Raw genomic sequence first — 20,287 nt, forward strand, 5'->3', positions numbered from 1 at the left:
GCCGCTAATTCTGACACTCCCGTCCCTCCAGAAACGCCCGGGTCCGGCGGAGAAACTCCTCCTGCCAGAAATGATAGCCCACGGACCCGGCCCGAAGAGACACGGCCGTCTGGTGGGGCTGGGAGAGATACTTGTCCATCTGGTCGTAAATCTCCTCGTATTTGGCGTTGCCGCCCCGAAGCAGCACATAGGATACGTCGGTCAGGAGATGTCCCTGCTCCTGCAAAAAGCTGCGCACCGCACTGCTGCACCGCCCGGCCCAAACCGGCGTACCCAGAATCACCAGCTTATAATTCGTCAGCGGCTTTTCTGTTTCAATGGGCTGGAGCGTCTCCACCGTGCGGCGCATGGCGTCCATTCCGCTGCGCAGGAAGCCCGTCACACCAGACCGGTTCACCCCGTCCCGCAGCTCCACCAGCTCCGCATCCAGCGCGGCAGCCAGCTCCTGCATCGCCGTCTTGGTGTTCCCCGTGCGGGAGTAATACATACATAAAATATCGCTCATAAGACCTCCCTGATCATCTCGCGGGCGCGTTCGCGCCCGGCCTCAGCGGTCAATTCCTCAGCCCGCCCCGTTCAGTCTGTTCCAAAGAGCCTTTGCCAGTGCGAAATACTCCCGGGTGTAATAGTTTGCCGTCAGCCACCAGTATGGCAGCCGCGCGGGGACGCCGGTTACAGACATAGGCGTTTCGAAATCCGCCAGATAGCGGACCCGCGCCATATGAAAGTCGTTGGTTACAACAGCCACGCTGTTATTGTAGGTGTCAATTCCCAGTTCATCAAGAATCACGCTGGAATACGCCAGATTTTCCGCCGTGGTGGTGGAGCTCTCCTCCAGATACAGCCGTTCTCCGCTAATTCCAACCGCCGTCAGATAATTGTACATAGCCTGCGCCTCGGTGATGTCTTCCCCCGGTCCCTGTCCGCCGGAGAGAATCACGGGGGTGTCCGGCGGCATCTGGCCCAGATAGGTTCTTGCGGTGTTCAGCCGGGAGGCCAGCACCACAGAGGGCGTCGTTCCGTTGACTCCCGCCCCCAGCACAACCACCGCCGCAGGCGAGTCCCCGGTGGGTGGAATCCGTCCCACCTTCACTAAAAGCGCCTCTACCGCCGCAAAGGACAGGATTCCCATTACGGCACAGAGCAAAAACAGCACCTTGCAGACCTTCCCGGCCCTACTTTTTTCGCTCCAGCGAATCAGTGCTGCCCACAGAACAAAAATTGTGGCAATTCCTCCACACAGCCATGCGGAAAACTTCATGCCGGGCACAAACCAGATTCCCATTCCCGCCAGCAGCGCCAAGCCTGCCGCCGCCAGAGAAATCCGAACCGATTTTTTCACTCTGCCGCCTCCGAAAGTGCCTCCCACTTTTCATACAGCTCGTCCAGCGCCGCCTGCACCGCGTCCTTCTCCGCAAGCAGGGCGTTCAGCTTTTCATAGTCGCAAGCGGCCGCCATCATGTCCGCATCCAGTTTCTCAAGGAGGGCCTCCGTCTCGCCAATATGGCGTTCACAGATAACCAACTGCTTGCGGGCGGCGGTCTGTTCCCGTCCCGTCCGGGGCGGTTTTTGCGTAATGGCCTTATCCTTTACCGCCTTTGTATTCTCATGTTTTTTCTGCGTTTCCCGTTCCTTTTCCTCCCGGTATCGGGCAAACCCCATGGGCCAGTCCGTAATGGTTCCGTCGGCCACCTCCCAGATGCGGGTGGCAAAGCGGTTGATAAAATACCGGTCATGGGAAACGAACAGAAGCGTCCCGTCAAAGCTCTCCACCGCGTCCTCTATCCACTCACGGGAATCGATGTCCAGATGGTTGGTAGGTTCGTCCAGAATCAGAAAGTTAATCTCCCCGTCCATCAGCATACACAGGCGCAGGCGGCTTTTTTCCCCGCCGGAAAGGACGGAGACGGACTTAAACACGTCCTCGCCGCGGAAATCATAGGATGCCAGCCGGTTTCTCGCGCTGGTTTCCGTCATGCCCCGCTTGGTTGCCTGAAGGTTCTCCACCAGATTCCAGTCGGGATGGTCGAAATGGATAATCTGGGGCAGGCAGGCCACCTTGACGGCAGGCCCCAGCTTCATGCGCCCCTCGTCGGGATACTCCTCGTCCATCACCATCTTGATGAGGGTGGATTTTCCCGCCCCATTGTCGCCGATGAGGGCGATGCGTTCGCCCCCCTCCACTTTTAAGCTGATATCCTCGAAGAGCTTCCGCGCCCCGAAAGACTTGGACACATTCCGAATTGTCAGCGCCTCGTCTCCCTGAAAGTCAATGGAGGAAAAGCGGGCATCCATCTTCCTGCGCTTGGTAGGCCTGTCGGTGGTGCGCATCCGTTCGATGCGCTTTTCCATGGAAAACGCCCGCTTGTACATCGCGTCGTTTCCCATAAAGGCCCACAGCCGCAGGCGGTCCGCTGCCTCGGTAAGCTGGGCGATTTTAGCCTGTTCTTTTTCGTACTGCTTCAGCTTTTCCTGATAGCGCCGCTCTTTTTCCACGGCGTAAAAGCTGTAATTCCCGCTGTAAAACTCTGCTTTGCCGCCGTTGATCTCGATAATCCGCGTCACGGCCCGGTCCAGAAAATACCGGTCATGGGAGATTGCCACCACGGTGCCCTTGAAATGGGAGATATAATCCTCCAGCCACTCCGTGGCATGAAGGTCCAGATGGTTGGTGGGCTCGTCCAGCAGCAAAACGTCCGTGTCCTCCAGAATCAGGCGGCCCAGATTCACCCGGGTCTTCTCTCCGCCGGAGAGACGGTCAAAGGGTTCCGAGCGCATAGACTGCGGGATGGAGAGGCCGTTTGCAACCTTGTTGACGGCCACCTCCGTGTCATACCCGCCAAACAGCTCAAACTTTTCCGTCAGCGCCCCGTACCGCCGCAGCAGCGCCGGGTCGCTCTCCCCTGCCTCCATCCGGCCCGCAAGGTCTTCCATCTCTTTTGCAAGCGCGGAAAGACGGTCGAAGGCCGTGCGGAGCACATCCTCCACCGTATACCCCTCAGGATAGACGGGAATTTGAGAAATCAGCCCCAGCCGACGGCCCTTTGCCAGAGACACACTGCCCGCGTCATAGTCCAGCTCACCGGTGAGGATGCGGAACAGCGTGGTTTTCCCCGCGCCGTTGGGCCCCAAAAGCCCCACCCGCTCCCCCTCGTCAATTTGAAAGGTCAGTCCGTCCAGTATTTTCTTTTCCAAATCAAAGGACTTGACCAGCCCTTCTACCTGTATTTCTATCATTCGTGTTCCTTAATCCTGATAATCCTGTGCTTTCAAAAACTCCACAATCGTTTCAAAATGCATGGAAAAGTGAGAAGCCTTCACCAGCGCGCTGGTATCTGGCTCGAACTGGCACAGCAGCTCATCCTTCGCCGCGTCCTTGTCCGGGAAGTGAAGTGCGCACCCGCCGGAGGCCAGCGTTCCCTCCGCGATTTTCTCCGCCTTTTCCCCGATGGCGATCACCATGTCGATGCCCAGCATAGCCGCCAGCGCGCCGATATTATAGTGGGCAGCATCGCCGTGGTCCCCCAGCTCGCCCATATCCCCCAAAATTGCCAGCTTGCGGGAGCCGGTGCTCTTTGCCAGCACCTCCAACCCTGCCGCAACCGACTGGGGATTGGCGTTGTAGCAGTCGTTCAGGATGATGCGGCCGCCGGAAAGGCGCACCACCTCCATCCGGTTTCCCACGCCCTGAAAGGCCGCCACGCCGGAGACAATCTGCGAATGATCCAGGCCCAGCAGCTCTGCGATGGCCACCGCCATGGAGGCGCAGTACACCAAATGCTGTCCCGGCGCGTTAATCGTCAAATCGTACACATCTTTTTTCGTGGTGACGCGGCAGCAGGTTCCGTCCAGCCCCCGGTCGGCCACGTCGCTGACGCGGACACTGCACCCCTCCGACTGTCCGCACCGCAATGTGGTAAAGGGAAGCTCCAGGGTATTCAGCAGCGCGTCGTCTCCATTGAGAATTGCCACGCCGTCGGGCTTCAAAAAGTCAAAAATCTCACTTTTGGCCTTTAAAATTCCCTCCCGGCTGCCCAAAAATTCGATGTGGGCGTCCCCGACGTTGGAAATCACCGCAATATCGGGACGCACCAGCTCGGAGAGATAGTGAATCTCTCCGAAGTGGTTCATGCCCGTTTCAATCACCGCCGCCTGATGCTCCGACGTCAGGCCGAACAGCGTCAGCGGCGTTCCGATGTCGTTGTTGAAATTCTCCGGCGTTTTCAGCACCTTTAGTCCCGCAGAAAGGACTGTGGCGATCATCTCCTTGGTGGTGGTCTTCCCCACAGAGCCGGTAATCTGGACAAAGGGAATGTCAAACCGATCCCGGTAGGCGGAGGCCAGCGCCTTCAGAGCCAAACGGGTGTCGTCCACCTTGATGTAGAATTTATCGGGGCGAAAGTCGGCGGGCAGACGGGCGCACAAAATCCCAGCAGCGCCCGCTTCCAGTGCACTGTCAATAAAGTCGTGACCGTCAAACCGCTCGCCCTTCCATGGCACGAACAGGCATCCGGGGGCTATATCCCGGCTGTCGGTGCAGACGGCGGAAACAGCCGGCGCGTCCTCCCGGGGATTCCACCACACGCCGCCGACGGCGGATTCAATCTCCCTGACAGTCATTGGCAGCATGATGACACGTCCTCCTTAAAGAAAGCTGAACAATCTCCTCGCAGAGCTCCTCATAGGTAAGCCCCACGGCGGCAGCCTCCTTGGGCATCAGGCTGGCGGAGGTCAGGCCCGGGAGGGAATTGATCTCCAGGCACCACGGCACACCGGCCCCATCCAGCACAAAATCGGCCCGGGAATACACCGACAGGCCCAGCAGGCGGTGAAGATTCAGCGCCATTTCGCCAATCTCCTCCTGCTGCTCCCCGGTGATATTGGCCGGACACAGCTCCAGCGCTCCGCCAGACTGGTACTTTGCTTCGTAGTCGAATTTCCCCTTGGCGGAAATGACCTCTACCGACGGCAGCCACCGGTCCCCCAGTATGCCGGTGAAAATGTCCCGGCCCACAATCCGCTCTTCCACAATAATCTGGCCGTCAAAGTGCAGAAGGTCCCGCAGGGCAGCTTTCAGCTCCTCCCGCGTCTCGGGCATGTAAACTCCGATGGAGGAGCCGCCTCCCGGCGTCTTTACCACGCAGGGCATGGGCAGCTCTTCAGACAGAGCTTCCACCTCTGCCTCGCCGTACTCCACCAGCCGCCACTTAGGCGTGCGGATACCCGCGGCTTCCATCAGCCGCTTGGTAACGACCTTATCCATCGCCATGGCGGAAGAAAGGTGTCCCGAGCCGGTGTAGGGGATCCCCAGCAAATCCAGCGTAGCCTGAATGCGGCCGTCCTCCCCGCTCTCGCCGTGCAGCCCCACGAACACAAGGTCGGCCAAAGCACAGACGTTTAAAACATCCTTTCCGATCAGGCTGGGGCCTTGGTCCTTCCGGCTGCGGCGCACCGATTCCAGATCCGGCGCGGTGGTTTTAATGGCGGCGTCGCCGCAACGTCCGTCCGGCGCGTCGAACACGGCCTCCAGCGGACCGTCATAGTCCTCAAGCCCCAAAAACAAATCCACCAAAACGGCCCGGTGCCCCCCCTTACGAAGCGCCCGGCACACCGCCGTCCCCGTAACCAGCGAAACTTCACGCTCCTGCGAAAGTCCACCGGCCAATACCACGATCTTCATGGTTCCTCCTTCCGCCGCCGTCGGCGGCCCACACAAATGCCCTTTTCCACAGCCTGCCACAGGCAGGACCGGACTATCCAATAGCTATTGCAATCCGTACCAGTTTAGCACAAATTTTCCGTGAATACAAGCGCAGGAACCTGCCGGAAATACTTTTCGGCAGGTTCCTGTACTTTTTTATAAATGAAGCGCCGGGACTTTTTCAGCGCATCCAGTCCAGAAGCCCGGTCTGCTCTCCGTCCAGCAGCGTCCCCGCCGCGCAGAGCATCTGCGCCGCGTCCGCCCGGGTCATGGGCTGGGCAAGTGTGCCGCTTCCGAAGCTGCCCACGGACATCACGCTGACTGCTTCCAGATTCCCCACGGCCTGCGCCGCCCAGGAAGGCGTGGCGTCCCGGTCGGCATACCATGTGGCAAGGTCCACGTCACCAACTGCCAGCATCCGGTCCAAAATGGCCGCCGCCTCGTTGAAGGTCACGGCTTCATTGCTGCGGAACGCCGCCCCCGTCTCGGTGGAGACGCCCCGGATAATTCCCTCGGACAGGCCCGCCGCTGCATAGGACTTAGCCCAGGTGGGAATCGCCTCGTCGTCAGAGAAGCCGGTCATGGTAACGGTATCCGCCGGGAGGTTTGCAAGCTCCATGGTCATAGCCAAAAATTCGGCCCGGGAAAGCGTGCGCTCCGGCTCAAAATAATATTGTCCGCCGATGCGTGCGCCGGTAAAGGCCCCCGTCTCCGCAAGATACTGGGCAGCGGCGGCAGCGGAGTTGTCCCCCATGTCCTGATACTCGACACCGGACTTGGTTTTTTCCACCATCACGGTAACAGTTGCGGGAGCGGAGACATTCCCTGTGGTGTCGGTCACCACGTAGGTGAAGCTATCCTTCCCGCTTTTGCCCTCCGTCGGCGTATAGGTGAATACGTCCCCCGCCACGGTGACGGTGCCTTTCTTGGGCGCCGTGTCCACGGTAAAGGTCAGCTCGCCGTTTTCGTCGTCTGAGGCCAAGAACTGTGCACGGTAGGGAATGTTGCGATAGGTTCTGACGGAAATTTCCTTTGCAATGGGCGCGCCCTGAACCGGCGGCGCCGATTCCTCGCTCTTCTTTCCGAACAGTGCCTGAGCGGGCACCGTCAGCGTCACCAGCAGCGCCAGCAGCAACGCCGATACGCGGGCTTGCTTATTTGTCATTTTCAAGGGAACACGACCTCCTGTTGTAAATTCTATGATTCAAATTCTGTGTGGAGGTAGTGTTTGCCGTCGCAATAAGATTATACGGGAAAAAACGCCGCTTTTGCCATAGTCATAGCAAGATATTTTTTTAACCCGGATTAGGCTGACTGCGGCCTGTAAAGCTTGCCGCTTTTATCGGGTATCCGCTGCGTTCATAAGCATATTTCGCTTTTTAGAACTTTATAAAAGGATACGGCAAATTACAATGATGATTTTAATACCCTTTCCAGAATAAGGACAATTTCCTGCGGATATTTATTTATCTCGTTCTTCAATCTATTTATTGCGGAGTCTATTGAAAGTGGTGGTTCATAAGATTGTGAAGATGTCAGGTTATCTAAAATGTTGGCAACCATCACAACTTGAGCTTCTCTGGGTATTTCGTTGCCTTTTAGGCCTCTTGGATATCCGCTTCCATCGAGATATTCATGATGATCCATGACAATATCCGTACAAAGTTCGGGAAGGCCAAATACCTTTAGGGTATTTGCACCTAGCTCACAATGCTGCCGATCCCGAAATGCATCAATACTGGCAATAGAATTTTGTGGTTCCGTGTCCGTTTTGGGTAAAAGCAGTTTACCCACATCATGCAGGAAAGCCCCAAGCCCCAGATTTTTTTGTGCATCTTCATCAAATTTCAATTCTACCGCTAAAATCAATGAAATGATGGCCACATCAATTGAGTGGGCATATAGTGGCTTTGAATCGCTAATCATTGCTTCCACAAGAGCCCACCAAGGTTCTCCTTTGGATTCAAACATAATCGGCGTCAGTATCCGATAGGGCTGTTCAATTATTTGCACATTTGAAATATTTTTTCTTAATGCAAATGTCTGAACAACCGGTGTTAACATGTCTTCGGGTTCTTTAATTGTTGGAGAGGATGTAAAATCAAGGGGGTCATTAAAGCTATTTGCATATGTGGGCTGAAAGGTCCCCATACTTTGTAATCTCAACTTTGTTTCCTTGGTTATTTTTGTACCCCGGGCAAGTAACAGCCTTCCATTATTATTGTAAATATCTTTTTTTAAAATACATGTAGCATCTTGCTCAATAAAATACTCATCAGGCACTTTGTTAAAATAACCAGACATCTCTTTCCCCTCGTTTCTTTTCTAATTATTTAAATAATTTTTGTCTGTCTAGAGTATAATGGTTTTTATAAAATTAATTTTCAATAAAATGTGTCGCAGTACAACTAATACTGAGCAGATTATTGCAAATATACTGATTCTTCTGGTCTAATTCAATGCACTGACCAGAGATTTGACGGCGTAAGACGGGGACTCCATATACATAAGATGCATGTCGTTAAATTTTTCAATGGCAATCTTTTTCTGTTCCATGAGAGAATGCGCATAGATGTTTAGCGTGATGCTTATGTTGGCATGTCCCAATATTTCACTAAGTGTTTTTATATCCACGCCAAGCTCAAGCGCTCGTGTCGCAAAGCTATGTCGGAGCGCATGAAATTTTCGATTCTCCACACCAGCTTCTTTCAGAATTTGTTTATATATCCGCTGATAGGCGCGTGGCTCAAATGGATCAGGCTGATTAGAGAGAATCCCCCACTCTCCTTTCGCTGCAATCGGTTGATATACACGTATCATTTTCAATAAAAATTCTGGTAAGGGTATCTTTCTCATTGAAGTACGACTCTTAGGCGTACCTATATGAAGCTGTGTTTTTGAAGTGGTGGATTCAAAGTTTCTAACTCGTGATACAGTTCTTGAAATAGTCATAATGCCACTATCCAGATCAAAATCACGCCATTTTAAAGCGCAAAGTTCCCCAATGCGAATTCCCGTATAAAGGCAGAGAATGATACCAAAGCTTCGCTGATCAGATGAATTTTTTACAGCATTTTCAATTTTTCGTTGTTCTGTTATTGTAAATACCGGAATACTTTTACAACTGCTTGCGGAAGGAACTGCTATTTCATCTAAAAGTGCCGTATATTCTGGTATATCTTTGGCAATTTCCCGCATCGCAATTTTAAAGATTGATATAATTTTTTTTTGAGATGTCTCAGAAAGTGTTTCGGTTTTTCGAATGCTTTTTACAAACTTGGAAACAGAACTGGCCGTCAAACGCTCGTAGCCAGGCTGGCTAAAATAAGGTAATACATATTTATTTATACACTGATCGTAGCTTTCGTAAGTCGAGGGCTTTACTCGTATAGCCACTTCCCCAGATATCCATGCTTTAAATAAATTTACAGCTATGTTTTTATTTTTGGAGGGAGATACCCCTTTTGAAATACTTGTTTTTGACTTTGCCTGTTGCATTTTTTCCCTGACTTCCTTGTATGATTTTCCATAGATAGAATGGTATTTTCCATCGGGCTTATGAATTCTACCCTCCCATCGATTATCTTTGCGTTTATAGATGTTTTCTCCTTTGCGTGACATGCAATTCTCCTCTCGTATATGACGGCATTTTTGACGGCCTATTTTTTTATGCACAGATTTGAAGTAGGTTTAAGGATCAAAAACATGCAACATGTCAATTTTTTTGTAGGCATAGTTGACAAATATAAGCAGTTAAACTACAATAAAACCATAAAATTATTTTCAAAATGCCACTCTCAGTATTAGTTGTACTGCGACAAGTTTTAGTATAAATATACAAAAATAATGGTTTATATGATCACCTTTTAGGTGTGTTTTGCTTTGCAACATCTTTTATACTTTAATATTACGCATGTAATTCACTTATTCCTTATATTAATATATTATTGTAAACAACGATAGGCAAGGTATTTATATTATCAAATACAAGCAATACACCTGTTTTCATCTTGACTTTTCAAAAAATAACGCCTCAGCAGTGGCTTCCCACTGCTGAGGCGTTATTTATCCTAGAAACTGATTCAACTTTTCCAGCTCATCCACTTCCTGAATGGCCTGGACTTGATCAAATTGTACTATACATTAATCACCTATCAGATGGAACAAGGCTATGAAAATTCAACTACCTGTTCTCCCTCATACCAGTGGAGGTCTATTTGTTACATCTAAAAATATAATTTCCCTATTTCGTATTTGCCGCAATCCTTGATTTACTAGGCTTTTGCGGATACTATACTTGTGAAAAGTTAGCAAGAGAACTTATACTTTTCCCATAGATGGCGGTTTCGTACTATTGAATTATCCAAACAAAGGCAGTTCTTCTCGACTGCTTTTTCTCGTCTTTGCCCAGATAATTTGCTATCCAAACAATGTTCGCTGCTTGCTCTTAGGTCTAAATAAGCCGGAAGTGCTCCTACAATAACTCAACTATTCTCGAAGTCCCACACTGTATCAATGCGCAACGTATATAAGTGGTTCATTCCACCGCTTCTTACCAATGTGGTGCTCAAGTTCGTATTTTACAATATTAAGTTTGACGTAATACTCGTCGCCTTGCTCTCCTCGACGAGATTCGCTTATTGGTTTACCGCAGTCTCCCAACTCTAATTTATATATATTTCCGTCATAGGCATCCGTGGCCTTTTTATCTTTTGCGACTCTCATCCAAATTCCTATACTCATTGGCATAGAGCAGGTGCGCCTTATCAGCTTGTTTTGCCTTGCTGGTTCGTGTTGAGTTTTTGATAAAGCTCGTAGGACTCATAGATGTCTACTCGCAAAAAAGCGGATTGCTTCTTTATAGGTAAGCCGTCTTCGTTATAGGTTGTATGACTACGGGAGGAATAGTCCACCCTGCAATATCCCCCTGAAAGCTGAGCGTCCCACCTAAATGAGGTTTTACCATCTGGAAGCTCCTTTTCTAGGAAAGCCTGATAAACGTCTTCTTCATTCTCGAAACCGCCGTAAAGCAGCGTAGCGAACACGATTTGCTGTTTCCAGTCCTCCCACTCAATTTGATCCGAATCAATACTCTGATCAAATATTGTAAATAACATCCGTTCGCCTTCATAATTTGAAGAGGAAATATCCGCGAGAAACACGCTATTGTTGGTGCCGTCATAAGTTTCTGTTGGACTGCGAACTACATAATGCATATGTCCTTTTCTATAAGAATCCGTTTCTGATTCGGAAATTATACCGGGTAGCCCGGTTTTTTCCAGCGTAGCAGTAACCACTTCCTCCTCTAATGGAAAAGTAGTTTGAAACCGTTCGTCTTTTTCAGGGCCGATCAGCGAGAAGAGAATACCAAGCACGTAAACCGCAAGAAATACATATATCAATCGTTTCAAACCATTACCTCCCAATGATCTTCATTTTTAATCGTAAGCAAAACCTGATAAATATAGTGCAATCAAAGGGTTCGCGTCAGGGCAACACGCAATTGTCACTACGAAAAATAGAAACAGCCAGCCCCCAATGGTACATTATTATTACGGCAAACCACACCGAAAGGGGCCGACCACAATCTACCGACAGGAAATGATTCAGGATGTGACGCTATCACATCCCAGAGTGCCGCCGTATTCTACGACAGACGATTTAGAAACACGGGCTTCACACTGTCCTTCACGGCAACCGGGCGCAGCGGACTTCCAAAAGAAGCGCTGCTCTGCGCATTTATTGTGATGAAGTTACTTGTTTTTTTATCCTTTTCTATCATTATAAGAATCTCCTATAAGCTAACCGTGCGCATGTCGGACAATAAATGCGAAATTTGCAGTAGTTCATCATGCGATATATTTAAGTAATTGATAGATGATTTTACCTCGCAGCCACTGTTATGCAAACTCCCCCTCATTGCTATTAGGCACTATCAATATGTCAAAACCTCCTGAAAAACCTTATTATTTTATTGCATTTTTATAGTATACCACAATTTCCCAAATAATCAATAAGTTCGACTTTGTGTGCTAATGTTACCCCTTCCTTACTTCTCTTTCAGTCAAAGTCAAAGAATAAAAACCAAGGCGGTATTCCCTTTTTATATCAGGGAATACCGCCTTGGTTCATTTAGATGGAACGTAGAATTAGTCAATTGATGGTCAAACTAACAGGTTATTCCAGATTCAGTAGTTTTGCTTAACCCTTAAAACCATTAATGGCACTCGCATCCTGCTGCCGCTTTTCCTCCAGCGCCTCTTTCAGGATCATATCCTTCACCTTCATGAGACGGATGGTGGTGGCACGGTCATTTTCATCCAGCTTCATATTGATAAACCGGATGGTTTCCTGCGTATTGGGAATCATCACGTACTCCAGCGCATTGACGCGGCGGCGGGTTTTCTCGATTTCCTCTGCCATGAGCTGGGCGGATTTTTCAATCTGCGCCAGCTTCAGCATCTTGCGGAAAACCTTTCCCAGCGCGTCCACTGCGGTGTCCAGCTCGCCGGAGGTTCCGGCGAAGCCATAGGGGTAAATGTCGCTATCTGACTGGGTTTTGGTCTTGAAGTCATAGACCGGCACATTGACGGACATGACGTTTTGAAAGCCCATGGTCAATTCCACGCTCTGCTTGGGATACAGCAGCGCCTGCTCCATCGCCTCGGAGGACATGAGCGCTGACGCCACGGTAAACGAAGCGTGTACGGTCATCAGCTCCTCTTCCACCTCCGCCCGGAGAGCGCGCACCTCCCGGACAGTTTCCAGAAACTGCTTCATCAGCTCATCCCGCTTATCCTTGAGCAGCTTGTGGCCCCGCTGGGCCGTGCGGAGCTTTCCCTTCAGACGGGTCAGCTCCATGCGGGTGGGGTTCACATTGAGCTTTGGCATGGTCCCCCCTCCTTACTGTTCGTCCTTTTTGGGCCAGTATTTTTCAATCAGCTCCGGCTTAATGCGCTTTAGTTCGCTTTTGGGCAGGATGCTCAACAGTTCCCAGCCCAAATCCAGCGTCTCTTCGATGGAGCGGTTTTCATCATAGCCCTGATTCACATACCGCCGCTCAAACTCGTCCGCAAATTTTGCGTACAGCAAATCCGTAGGCGTCAGAGCGGCCTCGCCCAGGATGCTCATCAGCTCCTTGTTGTCCTTACCGGTGGAATAGGCGGCAAAGAGCTGGTTCATGGTGCTGGCGTGGTCCTCCCGGGTCTTCCCCTCGCCGATACCCTTGTCCTTCAAACGGGACAGGGAGGGCAGCACATCCACCGGGGGATGGATATTCTTGCGGTACAGCTCCCGGGCCAGAATAATCTGCCCCTCGGTGATATACCCCGTCAGATCCGGGATGGGATGGGTCTTGTCGTCCTCCGGCATGGTCAGAATGGGGATCAAAGTAATGGAACCCTTCTTCCCCAACTGACGGCCGGCCCGCTCGTACATGGTGGCAAGGTCGGTGTACAGATAGCCAGGGAAGCCCCGGCGGCCGGGAACCTCTTTCTTTGCGGCGGAAACTTCGCGCAGCGCCTCGGCGTAGTTGGTGATGTCCGTCAGGATAACCAGCACGTGCATATCCTTCTCAAATGCTAAGTACTCCGCAGCGGTCAGGGCCATACGGGGCGTTGAAATGCGCTCCACGGCGGGGTCGTTTGCAAGGTTTGAAAACAGCACCGTCCGGTCAATGGCGCCGGTGCGCTTAAACTCGCTGACAAAGAACTCCGACTCCTCGAAGGTGATGCCGATGGCGGCAAACACCACGGCGAAGTTGGAAGCCTCGTCGCCCCGCACCCTGGCCTGACGGGCAATCTGCGCCGCCAGATTCGCATGGGGCAGGCCGGAGCCGGAGAAAATGGGCAGCTTCTGCCCGCGAACCAGCGTGTTCAGTCCGTCGATAGTGGACACGCCGGTCTGAATAAATTCGTTGGGATAGTCCCGTGCGGCAGGGTTCATGGGCAGGCCGTTGATGTCCTTGTACCCCTCCGCCAGAATGGCGGGGCCGCCGTCGATAGGCTCACCCATGCCATTGAACACGCGGCCTAGCATATCTGCGGAAACGCCCAAACGCAGCGGATGGCCCAGAAAACGAACCTTGGACTGCGCCAGATTGATGCCTGCGGCAGAGTCGAACAGCTGAACCACGGCGGTGTCGCCGTTGACTTCCAGCACCTTGCCCTGACGGACGGTGCCATTTTGCAGCTCCACCTCCACAAGCTCGTCATAGGTGACGCCCTCAACCTGCCGGACCATCATCAGGGGGCTGACAATCTGTTCTACGGTGCGGTATTCCTTAATCATCAGTCCTCACCTCCCTGCGCGGCAATCGCCGCGATCTCCTGTGTCATGGCCTCTTCCATGGCGGCATACGTCGCCTCATATTCCTCCGCAGGCACGCTTTTGGCGCGGCCGATACTCTCCCGGGACGGAATGGAAAACAGATCCGCTGCGTCGGCGCCGGCCGCGATTGCCTCACGGCAGAGCTGATCGTACCGCAAAATGATAAACAGCAGCTTCTTCTGCCGGTCATAGCTGGAATAGCCGTCGATATCCGTGAATGCGTTCTGCTGCAAGAAGTCCTCCCGAATCATGCGGGCCGTCTCCAGCGTCAGCTGGTCGCTGGCAGACAGGGCGTCCTTGCCCACCAGCTGGACGATTTCATTCAGGCTGGCCTCGCTTTGCAGAACACTCATGGCCTGACTCCGGTCCTTCATGAAGCCCTCGCCCAAATTCTCGTCAAACCAGGGCTTCAGGGAATCCAGATACAGCGAATAGGAATTCAGCCAGTTAATAGCCGGGAAATGACGCTTATAGGCCAGAGACGAATCCAGTGCCCAGAAAACCTTGACAATCCGCATCGTGGCCTGAGACACCGGCTCGGACAAATCGCCGCCCGGAGGCGACACCGCGCCCACAGCGGTAAGGCTGCCCCGGCGCTCGCCGGAGCCGATGCACTCCACGCTGCCTGCCCGCTCGTAGAACTGGGCCAGACGAGAGCTTAAATACGCGGGATAGCCTTCCTCGCCGGGCATCTCCTCCAGCCGTCCGGACATCTCTCGCAGCGCCTCGGCCCAGCGGGAGGTGGAGTCGGCGATAACCGCCACGTCGTAGCCCATGTCGCGGAAATACTCCGCGATGGTGATGCCGGTGTAAACCGACGCCTCACGGGCCGCCACGGGCATATCGGAGGTATTGGCAATCAGCACCGTGCGCTTCATCAGGGACTCGCCGGTGCGGGGGTCGTTCAGCTCGGGAAATTCCCGCAGCACGTCGGTCATTTCGTTGCCCCGCTCGCCGCAGCCGATGTAAACCACGATGTCCACGTCGGACCATTTGGCCAGCTGATGCTGAACCACCGTCTTGCCGGAGCCGAAGGGGCCGGGCACCGCGGCGGTGCCGCCCTTGGCAATCGGGAACAGGGTATCAATGACCCGCTGGCCGGAGCTGAGAGGCCGGGTGGGGGGATACTTGTGCCGGTAGGGGCGACCAACGCGGACGGGCCACTTCTGAGCCATGGCTAGTTCCACCGTCTTGCCGTCCTCCGTCTCAATCACCGCCACTGTCTCCAAAACGGTGAAAGAGCCGTTTTCAATCTTCTTCACCGTGCCGCTGACATTCGGCGGCACCATGACCTTGTGCAGCACCACCGGCGTCTCCGGAACAGTTCCCAGAATATCGCCGCCAATTACTTTATCGCCAACATTTGCAACAGGTGTAAAGTCCCATTTCTTGTCATGGTCCAACGCAGGAACCTCAATGCCGCGGGTGATGTTGGAGCCTACCTTTTCCACGATTTTCTCCAGCGGACGCTGGATTCCGTCGTAAATGCCCTCGATCATACCGGGTCCCAACTCCACGCTCATGGGCGCGCCGGTGGTCACTACCTCCGCGCCGGGGCCTAAGCCTGAGGTCTCCTCATAGACCTGAATGGACGCGGAATCGCCCGTCATGGTCAGAATTTCGCCGATCAGCCGCTGGGGGCCCACACGCACCACGTCGGACATATTCGCGTCCGACAGGCCCGTGGCCACCACCAGCGGTCCGGATACTTTCACAACTTTACCGCTCAAACAGACAACCTTCTTTCAGGATAAATTCGCTCTCTGGACGAAAGACGCATTCCTGGCAGGAACGCAGTCTTCATTCCCCGCGTCACAGGATATCGGCGCCGACCGCCCTTTCAATCGAGTTCTGGATGTTGCGCCTGCCGATGCCAAGGCTTCCGCCCCGTCCGGGAATCAGGATGACGGCGGGACGCAGCTCGTCCTTGTACCGATCCAACACATCCGGCAGCTTTGCCGCCAGCTGCTCCGTCAGATAGATCACCGCGCAGTCGGTTTTCGCCAGCTCGTGAATCTTTTTGCGGGCCTCCTCCGGCACGGAGATAGGATAGGTGTCCAGCCCCAAGGCCCGAAAGCCCATGACAGACTCCCAGTCCCCCACTACCGCGATACGATAGGTCGTTGCCATTTTTTCACACTCCTTACGTCCGCAGCCGCGCCCGGATAATTTCCGGGTCCAGCCCTGCGGCCCGGCCCATTAGAAGAATCCGGAGATTGGTATACTCCGTCTCCCGCGCGGCCAGATAGCCAATCAGCGGCGCTTCGCCAAACGCCACCAGCTGTGCGCCGGAAAGATACCCGGACACCGCGTCGTCACACAGCTTTTCAAACTTCGTCAGTCCTCCGCCCTTCAGTGCGTCAAAGCCAGCCTTTGCAGCGGCCTCCAGCTCCGTGCCCGCGTACAGGTCCTCAAGGCTGTCTCCGCAGTCGCACGCAACCTCCAGCACCTCGCTCTCGTCCACGCTTCCGCCGGAAAAGAGTACGCCCTCCAAAAAGGCCTCGGTCTTGCCCATGCGGATGGTCCGGACCAGCGCACGGAGGTTTGCCGCATCGATGGAGATGCGGACATAGCCCAGAAGAAACTCGCTTCCGGTTTCCTTCGCCGTCTCCAGCTCATCTTGATATCTCCAGCGGTCCAGCACCATGTCCCCCAGCTGGGGATCGCGGGTGGTTTCCAGAACCGCCTTTCCTTCGGCGATGGCAAAGGCCAGCAGAGGCGGAAGCTGATTGCCGTCCCCGCCGGTAACCGCTTCTTTCAGCTCCTCCGCCGGAACCCTGCCCAGGTCCGTCAGCATGTGGTCCGGATCGATCCCCAGCGCCTGCGCCTTCAAAATGGCCTTCGCGTTGTGATAATCGTATTTTAACTTGAAGATATCCAGATATCTCCTATCCGGAGCACTGTCGCCCAAGTCCCGTAAAGTCTCTTCCCTTGCGGCAGTAATTGCCGCATCCATAGCCTCCGGACTTTCAAGGCTCATGTCGGGATACCCGTTTTCCTGCAGGAGCTTTACCACTTCTTCGTCGCTGCGGGCGGAGAGGATCTGCTCCATTCTCTCGCCCGTCAGCAGCCCCGTTTCCATGGCGCGGATGCGGGCGGATATCACCAGATAATCGGTGTCCTTGATTTTATTTGACAAGGCGCTTCCTCCCTGCTCGTTGATTCGTTACCCTTCCGGGAACAGTACTGCGGCGACCTCGCCGGCCATCTCTCCCCTTTGCAGGCGCACCAGCGTGTCAAAGGTGCAGTTGACCTCCACGCTGCCGTCCACCAGAATGAAGCCGCCCTTCAGCGGTCTTGTTTCTTCGGAGAGGGTCAGCTTTCCGTTCAGCCGCCGATTGGCCTCGTCCACCGCGGCCCGGCCAATTTTCTCCCGGGCTGCGGGAGAAAACACGACTTCTCCCCCGCCCTCACCGGCAGCCCGGACCAGCAGGTCCGCAGCCACAGCAATGTACCGATCCTCCGGCAAATCCCGGAGGGTCTTCAGCGCCAGCTCGAAGGCGGCTTCCACCTGAGACTGCCGCGCGGTCAGCAGGTCCTTTCGGGCCTCCATCTGCGCAACGCTCACCAGACGTTCCTCCCGCTCTTCGGCAGCTTTTTCATTCTTCGCGGCAGCTTCCGCCGCCTCACGGTCCGCCTGAACGCGGTATTTTTCAGAGATTTTCTCCACCTCGTCCTTTGCCCCGGAAAGTACGCGGTCGATTTCCAACTGCGCCTCGGCGGCAATGCGGTCCGTGATTTTTTCGATTCCGTTCATATCGACTCCCCTTTCTGTGGGGCCATCAGCTAATGTTGATCAGCATGAGCATGGAAGCCAGCAAGGACAAAATGGCATAGAACTCCACGGTGATGCACAGCACCATGCCCTTGGACCAGTCCTCCGGCTTCTTGGCAAGAATATTAATAGAGGCGGCAGCCACGCGGCCCTGCGCAATGGCAGAGAACAGTCCGCCCAGCGCCATGGGAAGGCAGGCCATAAGATACTGCATACCCTGCGCCACCGTCAATGCGGGAAGCGCCCCGCTGAGCATACCCATGCGGAAAATGGCGAAGAACCATACCACCAGACCGTACAGGCCCTGCGTACCGGGAATGACCTGAAGAATCATAACCTTGCCGAACTTGCTGGGGTCCTGGCAAAGCAGGCCCGCGCCCGCCTCGCCGGCAATGCCGGTGCCTTTTGCGGAGCCGATGCCCGAAAGAACCGCCGCCAGACCCGCGCCCAACAGCGCCAAAGCCAAACCACCGATGCTGCCCAAAAAGGTCAGGCTCTGCTGGAGTTCTACCATCTGTGCTAAATCACTCATTGTAAGTTTCCTCCCTTATTCTTTTACGATATCAACATATTTGGTTTTAATCTCCAAAGGCCGGAACCGCTTGCCTCCGTCCTCGTAGAACTTGTTGAAATACTCCAGACACTGGAGTCTCAGGTCATGGACGTAGCAGCCCAGCAGGTTCAGCGCGAAGTTCAGAGCGTTGCCCGCCAGAGAGATAATCAGAAACACCACCACGTTGCCGGGGATGGCGCCCAAGGTGTTGAATACCTGTGCAATCACGCTGCCCGCCAGCATCAGGGCCATCAGACGGGAATAGGACAAAATATCTCCGAAATAGCCCGTGACGTGGTTATAGAGCGAGCCAAACACGGCCCCCACCTTGCCAAAGCCCTTGGCATTCCAACCGGAGCCAACCAGCACCATCACGCCGCCGATAAGCAGCACCAGCTTGGTCACACCCAGCGCGGCCAGACCTCCGCCGAGAAACACGACCCACCAGGTCACTTCTTCCCACAGGGCATCCATGATCTGACCCCGCTTGAGCTTTTTGTAAAAGCTGACGGCCATGCCTACGTTTATCTGGACAAAGCCCAGACACATAGAACCAATCAGAATCATCAGCGTATCGTCCAGCGGGGTAAACAGGGCGGGCAGCGTAAACACCGTACCCGGGCTGATAATTCCCACAAGCTGGGTCAAAAAGTCTCCGAAGAAGCCGCCGGTCAGTGCCCCTATGATAAACACGCTGACGCCGCAAAGGCGCATCAAGCTGAAGAAATGCTCCGTGCCTCCCTTAGGTCTGTACTTTTTCAGCACAATCGATGAGGCCAGCAGCATCAAAAGGCCGTAGCCCATATCCGCCATCATGATTCCGTAAAACAAAATGAAAAACGGCGCCATCAGCGGGTTGGGGTCCAGACTTCCGTACGCCGGAAGGGAGTACATATCCGTCACCATGTTCAGCGGCTTTGTCAGCCAGTTGTTCTTCAACTGCACCGGAACGTCCGGATACTCCTCCTCGCTGGGCTCGGCAGTCTCCCATGCGCAGCCCCGTTTCTCCAGCAAAGCCGCAAGCCTTCCCTCCGCCTCCGCAGGAACCCAGCCTTCAAAAAAGACAATGGTTCCGTCGGTAAGAATGCGCCGGGCATCCTCATCCTGCGCCGCCTCCGTATTCAGGCGGTCAGAGTGGAGGCGCAGCGCATCCCGCGCACCGCCGCAGGCAGCCAGTTCATCCGTGATACGCGCCTGCTCGGCCCTTGCTTCCTGAACGCAGCAGGCAATCGCCTCCAGATTTTTAGCCGGAGTCCCTATGTAATCCGAGAAGGTCACCACGCTGAATCCGACACGGCGCAGGATTTCCATGGCCGCCGGTTCATCTGCCCGGTGACAGATTAAGAACAGATACTGCTGCGTTTTGTCGGCTCCCACGGGGTACAGCTCCGCGGCCAGTTCCCCGCCTCCAAGCTCCGCCCTCAGCGCCCCTACATCCGCGGCGGCAGGACACACCCCCATACGAAAAACGACGTGGGCCGTATCCTGCGTCTCCAGCGGGAAATCCAGATCCTTCCACGGCGTCAGGGCCGCGGCCTGAGACGCGACCCGCCCCTCATCGCATTCGATATTGTACAGCTGGGCCAGCAGTCCGTTGATTTTTTCGCAGGTCTCCCTGGCCTGCTCCGCAGAATCAGCACTGTGAAATTCCGACTCCTTAACAGGTGTCCTCTTGATAAACATTCCATCCTTTACGGCAGCGTACCGCCGGATGGCGCCCAACGCGGTGGTTACGTCGGCGACGGAGCCCTTGGTATCCATTAGAGCGCATACGTTCCGGGCCAGCGGCGCAGACAGGGCCGGGTCCTCCAGTTGGCCGTCCGGCTCACTGATTTCCACACAGCCCAGGCGCAGCAACTCCCCAAGCAGCGCATCCCGTTCCTCCGCCATGGCCACCACCCTGAGCTTTTTCATTTTTACGATGGCCATT

General features: G+C 54.1%; 18 protein-coding genes. All 18 read right to left on the minus strand.

Features of this window, described 5'->3' with window-relative positions; genetic code table 11:
* Nucleotides 1-4: 4 nt before the first annotated feature.
* Nucleotides 5-505: a flavodoxin family protein gene (locus ABVS15_RS03465; protein ID WP_369282368.1), complete on the minus strand. Its 501-nt coding sequence runs from the start codon at nt 503-505 to the stop codon at nt 5-7.
* 57 nt (nt 506-562) lie between these two features.
* Complete coding sequence (locus ABVS15_RS03470; protein WP_369282369.1) at nt 563-1,342, minus strand: YdcF family protein; 780 nt, start codon at nt 1,340-1,342, stop codon at nt 563-565.
* Nucleotides 1,339-3,237 carry an ABC-F family ATP-binding cassette domain-containing protein gene (locus ABVS15_RS03475; protein ID WP_369282370.1) on the minus strand — a complete coding sequence of 633 codons (1,899 nt, stop codon included), beginning with the start codon at nt 3,235-3,237 and terminating at the stop codon, nt 1,339-1,341. Before ABVS15_RS03475 ends, ABVS15_RS03470 begins: the two co-directional genes overlap by 4 nt.
* Before the next feature lie 9 nt (nt 3,238-3,246).
* On the minus strand, nt 3,247-4,629 hold the full coding sequence (gene murF / locus ABVS15_RS03480; RefSeq protein ID WP_369282371.1) for a UDP-N-acetylmuramoyl-tripeptide--D-alanyl-D-alanine ligase: 1,383 nt from the start codon (nt 4,627-4,629) through the stop codon (nt 3,247-3,249).
* Nucleotides 4,601-5,680: a D-alanine--D-alanine ligase gene (locus ABVS15_RS03485; protein ID WP_369282372.1), complete on the minus strand. Its 1,080-nt coding sequence runs from the start codon at nt 5,678-5,680 to the stop codon at nt 4,601-4,603. Before ABVS15_RS03485 ends, murF begins: the two co-directional genes overlap by 29 nt.
* Before the next feature lie 202 nt (nt 5,681-5,882).
* Nucleotides 5,883-6,866: an Ig-like domain-containing protein gene (locus tag ABVS15_RS03490; RefSeq protein WP_369282535.1), complete on the minus strand. Its 984-nt coding sequence runs from the start codon at nt 6,864-6,866 to the stop codon at nt 5,883-5,885.
* Nucleotides 6,867-7,108: 242 nt separating this feature from the next.
* Complete coding sequence (locus ABVS15_RS03495) at nt 7,109-8,005, minus strand: HD-GYP domain-containing protein (protein ID WP_369282373.1); 897 nt, start codon at nt 8,003-8,005, stop codon at nt 7,109-7,111.
* Between the two features lie 147 nt (nt 8,006-8,152).
* The gene (locus tag ABVS15_RS03500; protein WP_369282374.1) at nt 8,153-9,322 is read right to left on the minus strand and encodes a tyrosine-type recombinase/integrase; all 1,170 of its coding nucleotides are present in this window, start codon (nt 9,320-9,322) and stop codon (nt 8,153-8,155) included.
* A gap of 1,145 nt (nt 9,323-10,467) precedes the next feature.
* Entirely contained in the window at nt 10,468-11,112 is a 645-nt protein-coding gene (locus ABVS15_RS03505) for a hypothetical protein (RefSeq protein WP_369282375.1), read from the minus strand.
* 236 nt (nt 11,113-11,348) lie between these two features.
* A complete protein-coding gene (locus tag ABVS15_RS03510) occupies nt 11,349-11,483 on the minus strand; it encodes a hypothetical protein (protein WP_369282376.1) in 135 nt (44 codons plus the stop codon).
* 419 nt (nt 11,484-11,902) lie between these two features.
* On the minus strand, nt 11,903-12,592 hold the full coding sequence (locus ABVS15_RS03515; protein WP_369282377.1) for a V-type ATP synthase subunit D: 690 nt from the start codon (nt 12,590-12,592) through the stop codon (nt 11,903-11,905).
* 12 nt (nt 12,593-12,604) lie between these two features.
* A complete protein-coding gene (locus tag ABVS15_RS03520) occupies nt 12,605-13,990 on the minus strand; it encodes a V-type ATP synthase subunit B (RefSeq protein ID WP_369282378.1) in 1,386 nt (461 codons plus the stop codon).
* A complete protein-coding gene (locus ABVS15_RS03525) occupies nt 13,990-15,759 on the minus strand; it encodes a V-type ATP synthase subunit A (RefSeq protein WP_369282379.1) in 1,770 nt (589 codons plus the stop codon). Before ABVS15_RS03525 ends, ABVS15_RS03520 begins: the two co-directional genes overlap by 1 nt.
* Before the next feature lie 82 nt (nt 15,760-15,841).
* Entirely contained in the window at nt 15,842-16,159 is a 318-nt protein-coding gene (locus ABVS15_RS03530) for a V-type ATP synthase subunit F (protein ID WP_312611943.1), read from the minus strand.
* A gap of 13 nt (nt 16,160-16,172) precedes the next feature.
* Nucleotides 16,173-17,168: a V-type ATPase subunit gene (locus ABVS15_RS03535; protein ID WP_369282380.1), complete on the minus strand. Its 996-nt coding sequence runs from the start codon at nt 17,166-17,168 to the stop codon at nt 16,173-16,175.
* 27 nt (nt 17,169-17,195) lie between these two features.
* Nucleotides 17,196-17,786 (minus strand): V-type ATP synthase subunit E, encoded by a 591-nt coding sequence (locus tag ABVS15_RS03540; protein ID WP_369282381.1) that lies wholly within the window; start codon nt 17,784-17,786, stop codon nt 17,196-17,198.
* 25 nt (nt 17,787-17,811) lie between these two features.
* The gene (locus ABVS15_RS03545; RefSeq protein WP_369282382.1) at nt 17,812-18,336 is read right to left on the minus strand and encodes a V-type ATP synthase subunit K; all 525 of its coding nucleotides are present in this window, start codon (nt 18,334-18,336) and stop codon (nt 17,812-17,814) included.
* Nucleotides 18,337-18,351: 15 nt separating this feature from the next.
* Nucleotides 18,352-20,286: a V-type ATP synthase subunit I gene (locus ABVS15_RS03550; protein WP_369282383.1), complete on the minus strand. Its 1,935-nt coding sequence runs from the start codon at nt 20,284-20,286 to the stop codon at nt 18,352-18,354.
* Nucleotide 20,287 lies beyond the last annotated feature (1 nt).

The organism is Oscillibacter sp. GMB15532, assembly GCF_041020825.1.
Classification (GTDB): domain Bacteria; phylum Bacillota; class Clostridia; order Oscillospirales; family Oscillospiraceae; genus Oscillibacter.

What these genes read in the sequence shown, in the direction of transcription:
- ABVS15_RS03465 (WP_369282368.1), bottom strand. Translation starts at nt 505, where the DNA reads ATGAGCGATATTTTATGTATGTATTACTCCCGCACGGGGAACACCAAG.
- ABVS15_RS03475 (WP_369282370.1), bottom strand. Translation starts at nt 3,237, where the DNA reads ATGATAGAAATACAGGTAGAAGGGCTGGTCAAGTCCTTTGATTTGGAA.
- murF (WP_369282371.1), bottom strand. Translation starts at nt 4,629, where the DNA reads ATGCTGCCAATGACTGTCAGGGAGATTGAATCCGCCGTCGGCGGCGTG.
- ABVS15_RS03485 (WP_369282372.1), bottom strand. Translation starts at nt 5,680, where the DNA reads ATGAAGATCGTGGTATTGGCCGGTGGACTTTCGCAGGAGCGTGAAGTT.
- ABVS15_RS03490 (WP_369282535.1), bottom strand. Translation starts at nt 6,866, where the DNA reads ATGACAAATAAGCAAGCCCGCGTATCGGCGTTGCTGCTGGCGCTGCTG.
- ABVS15_RS03495 (WP_369282373.1), bottom strand. Translation starts at nt 8,005, where the DNA reads ATGTCTGGTTATTTTAACAAAGTGCCTGATGAGTATTTTATTGAGCAA.
- ABVS15_RS03500 (WP_369282374.1), bottom strand. Translation starts at nt 9,322, where the DNA reads ATGTCACGCAAAGGAGAAAACATCTATAAACGCAAAGATAATCGATGG.
- ABVS15_RS03510 (WP_369282376.1), bottom strand. Translation starts at nt 11,483, where the DNA reads ATGATAGAAAAGGATAAAAAAACAAGTAACTTCATCACAATAAATGCG.
- ABVS15_RS03515 (WP_369282377.1), bottom strand. Translation starts at nt 12,592, where the DNA reads ATGCCAAAGCTCAATGTGAACCCCACCCGCATGGAGCTGACCCGTCTG.
- ABVS15_RS03520 (WP_369282378.1), bottom strand. Translation starts at nt 13,990, where the DNA reads ATGATTAAGGAATACCGCACCGTAGAACAGATTGTCAGCCCCCTGATG.
- ABVS15_RS03530 (WP_312611943.1), bottom strand. Translation starts at nt 16,159, where the DNA reads ATGGCAACGACCTATCGTATCGCGGTAGTGGGGGACTGGGAGTCTGTC.
- ABVS15_RS03540 (WP_369282381.1), bottom strand. Translation starts at nt 17,786, where the DNA reads ATGAACGGAATCGAAAAAATCACGGACCGCATTGCCGCCGAGGCGCAG.
- ABVS15_RS03545 (WP_369282382.1), bottom strand. Translation starts at nt 18,336, where the DNA reads ATGAGTGATTTAGCACAGATGGTAGAACTCCAGCAGAGCCTGACCTTT.
- ABVS15_RS03550 (WP_369282383.1), bottom strand. Translation starts at nt 20,286, where the DNA reads ATGGCCATCGTAAAAATGAAAAAGCTCAGGGTGGTGGCCATGGCGGAG.